Genomic DNA, 10,558 nt, shown 5'->3' with positions numbered 1-10,558 from the left:
ACGGTATGCCTTTCCCCAAAGCGCGCTAACTTTAGTCTGGAAGTTTAAAGTCAGATACAGAGTCACGTAATGTTTCGGCCATATTTGCCAATTCAGAAACCGAACGCGCAGTATCGAATGTTGCACTCGTTGTTTGCGACGTAATTTCCTGTACAACGTTCATCGTTGTAGCAATATGACCCGCTGAAGCAGCCTGAAGTTTTGCAGCATCCGAAATGTTTGCAATCAGTTTTGCCAAGCTGTTCGATACCGTTTGAATTTCGTCTAGGGCTACACCCGCATCCTTAGACAAGTTCGCACCACGTACAACCTCGGCAGTTGTTTGCTCCATTGAGATTACGGCTTCGTTTGTATCCGTTTGAATGGTTTTTACAAGGCCTTCAATCTGTTTTGTTGCAGATGCTGAACGTTCAGCTAGACGCTGTACTTCGTCGGCAACCACGGCGAAACCACGACCAGCTTCACCCGCCATCGACGCCTGAATTGCTGCGTTCAATGCCAAGATGTTCGTTTGGTCGGCAATATCGTTAATCAAGGCAACAATGTTACCAATCTCTTGAGAAGATTCACCCAAACGTTTAATACGTTTAGATGTTTCTTGAATCTGTTCACGAATCGTGTCCATACCCTCGATCGAGCGGTTTACAACGTCTGCACCATTGGCAGCAATTTGTACCGAACGTTCCGCAACGACTGCTGATTCTTCAGCGTTGGCAGATACTTGGTCAATTGACAGTGCCATTTCGTTAATTGCGGCAGAGGCACCTGCAATCTCTTGTGCCTGATGCTCAGAAGCTTCTGCTAACTGGTTGGTAATACCCTGCGTATTTGCCGTATATTGTGCAACCTCTTCTGATGTTTCTGTAATACGCGATACTAAGTCACGTAACTGATCAATCGCGAAGTTAATCGAGTCGGCAATTGCACCCGTAAAGTCTTCAGATACTGTTGCGTATGAACGTAAGTCACCGTCTGCTAAGTCGGCAATCTCGTCAAGTAAACGTAAAATCGCGTTTTGGTTACGGTCATATTCTTCTTGTAAGCGACCTACACGTTGTTTATCTGACTGACCACGTAAAGAAAGTAATTTGAATACACAAATCAAGAAGGCAATTAACGTTAAAATTAAGAGCAATGCAGGTAAAACTGTTGCCCAACCTGAACCTGATTTCAAACCATTTAAGCTATCTAATAGTTTGTCTGATTCAGCAAAAATTGATGAAGATGCTTGACGTACTTTCACAATTTGTTGTGAGTTCTGCAAGATCGTCGCTGCAGCTGATTTTAGTACATCATCATATTCAGACTTAATGCCTTTTAGTGATTCACGTAATTCAGCATTTTCAATACGTTGCACACCTAATTCTGCACTACCATTAAGCTGTGCATTTAAGTATGAACCGAATGTTTCTGTATCGGCACTAAAGTCATCTGCAGACTCACGTGAGCTGTCTGAACCTGTAAGTACAGAACTGATCGAACGTAAAATACGTTCCGCAATGAATACTTGGTTTTTTGCAATTACAACCTGGTTAGATGGCATGTCTTGACGCGCCATTTGGTCAACCATCAAGTTGTATTCAGCCTGAATACCCGGAATCGTTTCACCGATTGCAATGTTCGTATCATAAAGTTGATTAATGATTTTTTGTTGCGAAGAAATCAAATCAATATTTGAAGATACTGTTTTCCATTGTGATTCTACAGATTTGAGTGAATCAGTATTCGCATGAATATCAGTAACTGTCTCCAAGTTTTTAGCAAAACTTTCTTGAGATTCAGTTAATTTTTTCATTGCTTCAGGCGTACCAGAAGCGGTTGCTTCTGTTGCTTGACGCGAAATGGTTTGTGAAAGAAGACGTAATTCACCTAGGCTACGCGTAAGTTCGTTATTACGAGGAACGCTATAGAAAAGGTAAAATAAAATCAGAGTTGCCAGTACCAGTGAACCAACAGCACCGTAAATCAATGGCTTTGACTTTTCACTATCACCAAATACACGCGATAACTGATCTGTTTGTGATTGAATCTTAGCTAATAAAGCATTGCCACTTGGACGGCCTGCGCTTTCACCTGTATTTTTCTTTTTAAGTTTAAAGCCCATTCAGCTTCTCCCCGATTTACGTCTTCATTCGTTAAATGCGTGACAGTTAATTTATAAATTTTATAGATGCGTTCATATATTTTGGATTTTGCAATAAACGACTGAATAAAAAGACATGCCACTGCTGGTTATGCTGGTGAAAATATCCCTGACAATATTCTTGTAAATTACTGCCTAATTCAGCGTCTTTAGAAAAATAACTCTTCTTATTAAAATGCTGTATACCCAAAACTTGATCAACGACCAAACCAACATAATGATCATTATGACTAATGCATAAAACTTTTTGAGTCGGAGTATAGCTACTTCTATGACCCGTAATATATTGAGCCAAATCTGAAACTGAAAGTAGACGTCCCCGAATATTCGCCAAACCTTGCACCCATGATTGAGTGTTTGGAACTGGCGTACACTTAGGCGGATAGATCACTTCGGATACTTCACCTAAAGGAGCAACAAAATATTGCCCCATCATCTCAAAAGCAATGCCTGACCATCGGTTGACTTCATTCTCAGTTGAAACGTAGTTTTTATTTCCACGTTTCGCAATTCGAAGCAATTCGATAAATCCATTTGCTGCCATAGAGCTTTATCCTGCATTGAGGTGCTGTTTTATCACATCAATTAATTGTTTTTCGTCTACAGGCTTTGTTAAATAATCACATGCGCCTTGACGCTTACCCCAAACACGGTCTGTTGCTTGGTCCTTTGTGCTTACAATCACAATTGGAATGTGCTTCGTTGTTGAACCACGTGCAATTTGACGAGTTGCCTGAAAACCGTTTACACCTGGCATGACCACATCCATGAGGACGAGGTCCGGAAGTTCTGCTTGTGCGACTGTTACACCGTCTGCACCATTTGACGCCTCAAGAACTTCAAAGCCATGTTTGCCTAAAATTTCTTTGAATCGAAATGTTTCTGTCGGTGAATCATCTACAATCAAAATACGTGTCATGCCTTTCCCCAATAAAAAATAAAACTAATTAAGCAGTTACGTGGTTACGAATCGCATTCAATAATTCATCTTTACTGAATGGTTTTGTTAGGTATTCGTCTGAACCCACGACACGGCCTTTCGCCTGATCAAATAAACCGTCTTTACTTGACAGCATTACGACTGGAATATTTTGATAATTTTGCGAATTTTTAATTAATGCGCATGTTTGGTAGCCATCTAAGCGAGGCATCATAATATCAACAAACACAATGTCTGGATTTGCTTCAGCAATTTTTGACAAGGCTTCAAAGCCATCTACTGCAGTCACAACTTCACAACCTTCACGTTGAAGAAGAGTTTCTGCTGTACGGCGAATAGTTTTTGAGTCGTCAATTACCATGACTTTTAGATTTTGAAATTTATCGTCCATTTAAAGACCCTTCCCAAAATATGGATATATAGAATGCTGGAATTTTATTCGCAGTTACTTTTAGTTAACAGTTGTTAACATTTTTAACATATATTTACTTTCATTTTCAATGAACATTTTCTGCTCAAGCACACAGTATTTTTCAATACCATTAACAGCTTCACACTTTCCGATGACCAACAATTTATTTTTAACTTGGAATAGTTTTTAATTCTCTATTTTAAGTCTAATATAGCACTATTATTACTTAAAAATAAGTAATTTAGTCAACTTTATATTGGGGAGCCCAATGCGAAGTCAGTTTAGCGTAAATCACTCTTATATTGCTTATAAAAAAATGACCCAGAAACTCATTTTAGTCTTAGTATTGGTATCACTAACTCCGTTTACTTTTGCGACTAATCTCCCTCAAAAAGCAACTTGGTTTCGTTATTATGATAGTAAAGGTGTTGCAAATGTAAGCACCAATGTTACACCTAACCATATTCGTTACGGCTATGAAGCACTTGATCAGAATATGCAAGTGATTAAGCGTAATAGACCTTATAATGCAGAAGCAGATATTAAGCAAGCGCCACAGCGCGCCGTGGCTGCCCAAAAATTAGCCGCAGACACACAACTAAAAAGTGCTTATAATAACAGCAGTGTAGCAAGTCAAAAAAAGAAAGAAATACTTACTGGAATTTCGAAACAACTTGTTTTCCAACAACAACAATTAAAGCAATTACAGGAAGACCGTATTATGTTTGTTCGTCAAGAACGTGAATACTCACGTAAAGGGCAACCTGTACCTGCACAATTACAAAGTATTTTGAATAATAACCAAAAAAATATCGTAGCGAAAAAACAAGATATTCAATCTTTACAAACGCGCTATCGAAATACAGCAGCCGAATACGACAAAATTATCACCCGCTTAAAAGCAATGGAATAATTTTGCAGTTTCAATTGCTTCTGTTGACAGCTGAATATAAAGGACGATTATGCAATCAGCACAGCATTCAACGTATACCCCACTTACATTACAAGCGCGCTTAGCTTCAATTGGCTTAATTTGCTTAAGCCTTGCTCTCGTCGGATGTCAAAAAAGTGAACCCGTTGCCACTGAAAAACCAATCACTAAAGTTGAACTTATTCAGCAGGATTTAGTGCGCATTCAACATGGCAGTTCTGTCAGCAAGACCACTTTTACAGGCACTATTCGTGCTGTAAATCAAAGTACGATTCAAGCTCAAGTTACGGCAACAGCTACTGCAGTGAATGCCCAAGTGGGTCAAACTGTGCAAAAAGGTCAAGTGCTGGTCCGCCTTAACAATCAAGACAATGCAGCACGTCTTGCCCAAGCACAGGCCAATTTAGCTTCAGCTCAAGCACAGGCCAATCAAGCCCGCCTTATGGTGCAACGTAAAGAACGCTTATTACAACAGGGCTTTGTATCAAAAGTAGAATACGAACAAAGCAAAGTGGATTACCAAGCGCAATTAGAAAATACCAATGCGCAACAAGCCAATGTCAACATTGCGCGTAAAGCAGATCAGGACGGCACAATTACCAGTCCAATCAGTGGTGTAATTACCAAGCGTCAAGTTGAGCCTGGTCAAACAGTCGCTGCGGGCGCAACTTTATTTGAAATTATCGATCCAGCACACTTAGAAATTCAGGCACTACTACCAAGCGATTCGCAGTCAGCATTAAAACTTGGCCAAGCCATTGAATATCGTATTCAAGGCAACAATAACCTATTGAATGCAACCTTAAGTCGAATTTCACCGATTGCCGATCCTGCCAGCCGTCAAATTGAATTTTTTGCCCAACCCAAAGAAGCCATTACTTCTTTGAGTATTGGTGCATTTGTTGAAGGCCAAATTTTAGGTTCAGATCAAGTTTCGGGGCAATTAATTCCACTGAATACTGTACAAGACCTCGATAATAACCCTTATGTTTGGGTCGTGCGTCAAAATAAAATTGCTAAGGCCAGCATAAAAGTTTTAGAACAGCGCTACAGCACCAATATTGCTGTGGTAACAGGCTTAGAAGATAGCGATCTCGTAAGTCGCGTCAAGTTTAGCGACAATCAAATCCGACAAGATGTCAGTATCAGCAAAAACTAAAATAACAAAGCAGGATAGCGGTTATGTGGTTCACCCGAATTAGTGTCAAATACCCTGTATTCACCATTATGATGATGTTCTGTCTGATGGTCTTAGGGCTCGCATCATGGCAACGCATGGGCGTCGAAGAGTTTCCAGATGTCGACTTTCCTTTCGTGGTGGTCTATACCAACTATCCTGGCGCATCTCCAGAGTCGGTCGAATCTGAAATTACCAAGAAAATGGAAGATCAGATCAACACCATCTCTGGTTTAAAACAGGTTATTTCTAAATCTAGTGAAGGGTTATCAACAATTATCGTTGAATTTAATTTAGATGTGCCCTCCTCTGTTGCAGCGCAAGATATTCGCGACAAAATTGCACCCGTCAGTGCTCAATTTCGTGATGAAATTGATGACCCCATTGTAGAACGCTATGACCCGACGGCTAGTGCGGTCATGTCGATTGTATTTGAATCTAAAAATATGTCTCTGCGTGACCTAAGCTCCTATTTAGATCAACGTATCGTACCGCAGCTCAGAACAGTCAGTGGTGTGGGGACTGTTAACCTGTTGGGTGACTCACAACGCCAAATCCGTATTCAAATTGAGCCTCAAAAACTGCAAAGTTTTGGTATTGGTATTGATAAGGTTTTGAATACCTTAAAAAATGAAAACATTGAAGTGCCTGGTGGTACGCTTGATCAAGCCACCTCTGAACTTGTCGTCGAAATTAAATCGCGTGTAATCCACCCGCAATCTTTTGGTGACTTGGTGATTGCCAATAAAAATGGCGCGCCCATTTTTTTAAAGCAAGTCGCCAAAATTGAAGATAGCCAAGCAGAAATGGAATCCAGCGCTTTCCTAAATGGTAAAGCTGCCGTGGCTATTGATATTTTAAGAAGCTCTGACTCGAATGTTATTCAGGTCGTGGATAATACTCGTAAAACATTAGAACGTATTAAAACCCAATTGCCAGAAGGCACAACAGCTGAGATTGTTGTTGATTCTTCCAAAGGGATTCGTGGCAGTATTAAAGATGTCGCGCGCACAATTGTAGAAGGCGCCATTTTAGCCATCTTTATTGTCTTACTGTTTTTAGGCTCATTCCGTTCTACAGCCATTACAGGTCTGACTTTACCTATTGCATTACTTGGCACCTTAACCTTTATTTGGGCCTTCGGCTTCACCATCAACATGATGACTCTACTGGCCTTATCGCTCAGTATTGGCCTATTGATTGATGATGCGATTGTGGTTCGGGAAAATATTGTGCGTCATGCTGATATGGGCAAAGACCATGTGACTGCTGCATTAGATGGTACCAAAGAAATTGGTTTGGCCGTATTAGCGACTACACTGACGATCGTTGCCGTGTTTTTACCAGTGGCTTTCATGGGCGGGATTATTGGTCGCTTCTTTTATCAATTTGGTGTGACTGTAAGTACAGCTGTACTGATTTCAATGTTTGTTAGCTTCACATTAGACCCGATGCTTTCTGCACATTGGGCCGAAAAGCATAATCCAAATAAAAAGCCCAATGCCCTACAGCGCTTTTTCAACTGGATTTCAAGCAAATTAGATAACTTGAGTCATCATTATGAAAAGCTCCTCAAACTTGCCTTGAGATTCCGTTTTGTAACCATTTTAGTTGCTGTTGCGTCACTATTTGGTGCCTTGGCATTATCTAAAATGATTGGGACAGAATTTGTACCTGTACCTGATAAAGGCGAAATTCGCATTAAATTTGAAACGCCTGTAGATGCCAGCTTGCAATATTCACAAGCCAAATTAAAACAGGTCGATGCCATTATTCGTGAACATCCAGAAGTTCGTTCAACCTATGGATCAATCAATAGCGTTACAGATCGTGGTAAAAACCATATTAGTATTCGTGTAGGTGTTACACCACGCACTGAACGCAAACAAACGCTCACCCAGCTCAACAATGAATTCCGCCAACGATTGCAAAGTGTTGCAGGCATTACCATTACTTCTGTGGCTTCCGCGGATGAAACCGTGTCTGGCGGGCAAAAACCTGTGATGATTTCCATCAAAGGGCCCGACCTTGATGAACTTCAAAAAATTTCCGATCGCTTTATGCATGAAGTGGCAAAAATTGATGGCATTGTCGATTTAGAAAGCTCATTAAAAGAGCCAAAACCAACTTTGGGTGTACATATTAATCGTGTAGTGGCCAGTGACTTAGGCTTATCAGTGAATCAAATCGCTAATGTGGTCCGTCCATTGATTGCAGGTGACAACATCACCACTTGGAAAGATCCGAAAGGCGAAACCTACGATGTCAATGTGCGCTTAGCCGAAAATACTCGTCGCTTGCCAACTGACTTACAAAATATGTATATCACTTCACAAAAAACCGATGCCTCTGGTTTACCCGTACTTGTACCACTTTCTTCAGTGGCTAGTTTTGAAGAAACCTTAGGGGCCTCACAAATTAACCGCCGTGATTTAGCACGTGAGGTCTTGGTACAAGCCAATACAGCGGGCAGACCTGCGGGTGACATTGGTGCAGACATTAAAAAAGTAGAAGATCAATTTGACTTGCCACCGGGCTATCGCTTTGCAACCCAAGGTGCCAATAAAGATATGGCTGAATCAGCAGGTTATGCCATTACAGCTATTACTTTATCGATTGTCTTTATCTACATTGTGCTGGGCTCACAATTTAATAGTTTTATTCATCCAGCGGCGATTATGGCTTCACTACCGCTATCGTTAATTGGTGTATTTTTAGCATTATTTTTATTTAAATCGACCATGAACTTATTCTCCATCATTGGCATTATTATGTTGATGGGGCTGGTCACCAAAAATGCGATTCTACTAATCGACTTCATTAAGAAAGCTATGGATGAAGGCACTTCACGTTATGATGCAATTATTGCTGCAGGTAAAACTCGACTGCGCCCAATTTTAATGACGACCAGTGCAATGGTCATGGGTATGGTCCCTTTAGCCCTCGGCTTAGGTGAAGGTGGCGAACAAAGTGCACCTATGGCACATGCCGTGATTGGTGGTGTAATTACCTCTACCCTCCTAACATTGGTCGTGGTTCCCGTTATCTTCACCTATTTAGATGACTTTAAAATCTTTATGATGCGCCAATTTAAAAAAATCATGTCATAATTTTATCCAACACAATGAGGTGACTTGAAAAATGTACACCTCATTTTTTATTGTATAATCTCAGCTTTAACGCTTAATCTTTTTAGGACACCGTTCATGCGCGCAAGCCGCTTTTTATTTGCAACGTTAAGAGAAACTCCAAACGATGCGGAAGTTATTTCTCATCAATTGATGCTTCGTGCGGGGATGATCCGTAAGTTAGCTTCTGGTTTATACACTTGGTTGCCTACAGGCGTTCGCGTATTAAATAAAGTAGAAGCGATTGTTCGTGAAGAAATGGATCGTGCAGGCTCTCTTCAAGTCTTAATGCCAGTCACACAACCCGCTTCACTTTGGGAAGAATCTGGTCGTTATGTACAATATGGTCCTGAACTACTTCGCTTTAAAGACCGCCATACCAATGATTTCGTACTTGGGCCTACACACGAAGAAGTGATTACAGACCTTGCGCGTAATGAACTCAAAAGCTACAAGCAATTGCCTGCAAACTTCTACCAAGTTCAAACTAAATTCCGTGATGAAATTCGTCCACGTTTTGGTGTAATGCGCTCACGTGAATTCGTTATGAAAGATGCTTACTCTTTCCACGTTGACCAAGAGTCACTGCAAGAAACCTATGACAATATGTATAACGCATATTGCCGTATCTTTACACGCCTGGGCTTAAACTTCCGCCCAGTACAAGCAGATACGGGTTCAATCGGTGGTTCAGGTTCACACGAATTCCATGTGCTTGCATCTAGCGGTGAAGACGATATCGCATTCTCGACTGAATCAGACTATGCAGCCAACGTAGAAATGGCTGAAGCTGTATTGGTTGGTGAGCGTGCTGCACCAAACAAAGCATTTGAATTGGTCGCAACGCCAGATCAAAAAACCATTGAAGATGTATCTGCTTTCCTAAAATCAGATCCAGCTCAATCAGTTAAAGCTTTACTTGTTCAGGGCGTAGCAGAAGAAGGCAAAGCAGTTCCTGTTGTTGCATTATTCTTGCGTGGCGACCACGAGCTGAATGAAATTAAAGCTGAAAAACATCCTTTAATTGCATCACCATTAACATTTGCAACTGAAGAACAGCTGGCGCAATACGGTTTAACAGCTGGCTTCTGTGGTCCACAAGGTTTGTTTGAAAAAGGCCTTACTGTAATTGTAGACCGCGCAGCCTCTGTATTATCTGACTTTGTGGCAGGTGCAAACATTGTTGATCAACACGCAGTTGGAGTGAACTGGGAGCGTGATGCCCAATTCACTGAAGTTTATGACTTACGTAATGTGGTTGAAGGTGATCCATCTCCAGATGGCAAAGGTACACTGCAAATTAAACGTGGTATTGAAGTTGGTCACATATTCCAATTGGGCCAAAAATACTCTGAAGCACTTGGCTGTAAAGTATTAGGTAAAGATGGTAAGCCATTAGTTGTAACAATGGGTTGTTATGGTATTGGTGTTACCCGTGTTGTTGCATCTGCCATTGAACAAAACTTTGATGACAAAGGCATTATTTGGCCTGCAGCGATTGCGCCATTTGAAGTTGCGATCGTACCAATGAATGCACATAAATCGCCTCGTACTGTTGAAGCTGCTGAAGCGCTTTATGCAGAACTTCAAGCTGCAGGTTATGACGTGATTCTAGACGACCGTGACGAACGTCCAGGTGTGAAATTTTCTGACTTAGAAATCACAGGTATTCCACACCGTATTGTGATTGGTGAAAAAGGTTTGGATGCGGGTACTTTTGAATATAAAGGTCGCCGTGATGCTGAATCTGTAAATATCACTAAAGAAGAATTATTAGCTAAAATCGCTAAATAATTTTTTCTAAATAAAAAAACCCGCTTAATGCGG

General features: G+C 40.9%; 8 protein-coding genes. 4 read left to right on the top strand and 4 right to left on the bottom strand.

What is annotated here, in order from left to right; all coding sequences use genetic code 11:
- Positions 1 to 31: 31 nt before the first annotated feature.
- Genes DYI81_RS11920 through pilG form a run of 4 tightly spaced genes read right to left on the bottom strand, consistent with a single transcriptional unit; the run spans position 32 to position 3,474 of the window.
- The gene (locus DYI81_RS11920; protein ID WP_117007632.1) at positions 32 to 2,104 is read right to left on the bottom strand and encodes a methyl-accepting chemotaxis protein; all 2,073 of its coding nucleotides are present in this window, start codon (positions 2,102 to 2,104) and stop codon (positions 32 to 34) included.
- A 46-nt stretch (positions 2,105 to 2,150) separates the two neighbouring features.
- Positions 2,151 to 2,687, bottom strand: coding sequence for a chemotaxis protein CheW (locus DYI81_RS11915; RefSeq protein WP_106985071.1), 537 nt, complete (start codon positions 2,685 to 2,687; stop codon positions 2,151 to 2,153).
- A gap of 6 nt (positions 2,688 to 2,693) precedes the next feature.
- The gene (locus DYI81_RS11910) at positions 2,694 to 3,062 is read right to left on the bottom strand and encodes a response regulator (RefSeq protein ID WP_106985072.1); all 369 of its coding nucleotides are present in this window, start codon (positions 3,060 to 3,062) and stop codon (positions 2,694 to 2,696) included.
- A 28-nt stretch (positions 3,063 to 3,090) separates the two neighbouring features.
- Positions 3,091 to 3,474 carry a twitching motility response regulator PilG gene (gene pilG / locus DYI81_RS11905; RefSeq protein WP_106985073.1) on the bottom strand — a complete coding sequence of 128 codons (384 nt, stop codon included), beginning with the start codon at positions 3,472 to 3,474 and terminating at the stop codon, positions 3,091 to 3,093.
- Between the two features lie 289 nt (positions 3,475 to 3,763).
- On the opposite strand from pilG, the gene DYI81_RS11900 reads away from it, so the two are divergent.
- From DYI81_RS11900 to DYI81_RS11885, 4 genes are all read left to right on the top strand, one after another.
- Positions 3,764 to 4,408, top strand: a complete 645-nt coding sequence (locus DYI81_RS11900) for a hypothetical protein (protein ID WP_117007631.1) — start codon at positions 3,764 to 3,766, stop codon at positions 4,406 to 4,408.
- A 49-nt stretch (positions 4,409 to 4,457) separates the two neighbouring features.
- Positions 4,458 to 5,585, top strand: coding sequence for an efflux RND transporter periplasmic adaptor subunit (locus DYI81_RS11895; RefSeq protein WP_106985075.1), 1,128 nt, complete (start codon positions 4,458 to 4,460; stop codon positions 5,583 to 5,585).
- Positions 5,586 to 5,608: 23 nt separating this feature from the next.
- Positions 5,609 to 8,713, top strand: a complete 3,105-nt coding sequence (locus tag DYI81_RS11890; RefSeq protein ID WP_117007630.1) for an efflux RND transporter permease subunit — start codon at positions 5,609 to 5,611, stop codon at positions 8,711 to 8,713.
- 96 nt (positions 8,714 to 8,809) lie between these two features.
- Positions 8,810 to 10,525: a proline--tRNA ligase gene (locus DYI81_RS11885; protein ID WP_117007629.1), complete on the top strand. Its 1,716-nt coding sequence runs from the start codon at positions 8,810 to 8,812 to the stop codon at positions 10,523 to 10,525.
- Positions 10,526 to 10,558: the final 33 nt, after the last annotated feature.

The sequence above is a fragment of the Acinetobacter sp. SWAC5 genome (assembly GCF_003419885.1).
In the GTDB taxonomy this organism is placed as follows: domain Bacteria; phylum Pseudomonadota; class Gammaproteobacteria; order Pseudomonadales; family Moraxellaceae; genus Acinetobacter; species Acinetobacter cumulans.
Note: the sequence above shows the minus strand (reverse complement) of the source record. Positions and strands in the feature narration are given on the sequence as shown.

Bases quoted from the DNA above. Each gene is read 5' to 3' on its own strand.
- DYI81_RS11885 (WP_117007629.1), top strand. From the start codon at position 8,810: ATGCGCGCAAGCCGCTTTTTATTTGCAACGTTAAGAGAAACTCCAAAC.
- DYI81_RS11900 (WP_117007631.1), top strand. From the start codon at position 3,764: ATGCGAAGTCAGTTTAGCGTAAATCACTCTTATATTGCTTATAAAAAA.
- DYI81_RS11895 (WP_106985075.1), top strand. From the start codon at position 4,458: ATGCAATCAGCACAGCATTCAACGTATACCCCACTTACATTACAAGCG.
- pilG (WP_106985073.1), bottom strand. From the start codon at position 3,474: ATGGACGATAAATTTCAAAATCTAAAAGTCATGGTAATTGACGACTCA.
- DYI81_RS11920 (WP_117007632.1), bottom strand. From the start codon at position 2,104: ATGGGCTTTAAACTTAAAAAGAAAAATACAGGTGAAAGCGCAGGCCGT.
- DYI81_RS11910 (WP_106985072.1), bottom strand. From the start codon at position 3,062: ATGACACGTATTTTGATTGTAGATGATTCACCGACAGAAACATTTCGA.
- DYI81_RS11890 (WP_117007630.1), top strand. From the start codon at position 5,609: ATGTGGTTCACCCGAATTAGTGTCAAATACCCTGTATTCACCATTATG.
- DYI81_RS11915 (WP_106985071.1), bottom strand. From the start codon at position 2,687: ATGGCAGCAAATGGATTTATCGAATTGCTTCGAATTGCGAAACGTGGA.